Source organism: Pontibacter silvestris, assembly GCF_020907275.1.
In the GTDB taxonomy this organism is placed as follows: Bacteria; Bacteroidota; Bacteroidia; order Cytophagales; family Hymenobacteraceae; genus Pontibacter; species Pontibacter silvestris.
In genome coordinates this window covers 1-481 of sequence record NZ_JAJJWI010000105.1, presented here as the reverse complement: position 1 = coordinate 481, position 481 = coordinate 1, and the positions used below count along the sequence as shown (strand labels likewise).

Sequence of the window (481 nt, the reverse complement as noted above, 5' to 3'; positions counted from 1 at the left end):
AAACCAGCCTCGCTCTCAGCATAGGCCCGAATATAGTAGGTAGTACCAGGCGTAAGGTTAGTCAACTGATGCGTAAAGCTGCCCAACTCGTAACCGCTCTGTGCTGTACGTTGGCTTTGTGATACGCCAGCCGGATCAAAGTTTGGCTCAGTACTCCACACCAGCCCCCTGGTAGAAATCTGAGATCCGCCGTGGCTGATAATCTCGCCTCCTCCTTCTGCCTCGGTACCAGAGATAACTGAAGCAGCAGCAGTAACGACTGTTGGCGCTACCGGCGGAGCTGTGCGGAATTCGACAACCTGACCATAGGCCGTGCCACCATTGTTGGTTGCATAGGCACGAATGTAATAGGTGGTACTGCCCCATAGCTCTGTAAGCTCTGCTGTAAAGGTTCCAACTCCGGCTCCCACGGGTGTACTCACGTTATCTGCTGTCGTCGGATTGCTGTGTGTGGCCCACACCACACCGTTGCTGCTTACTG

General features: G+C 54.3%; 1 protein-coding gene. It reads right to left on the bottom strand.

Translation table 11 applies throughout. The annotated features are described in order from the left end of the window. A partial coding sequence (locus LN995_RS21770) for a hypothetical protein (protein ID WP_394801840.1) occupies positions 1 to 481 on the bottom strand: 481 nt, incomplete at both ends.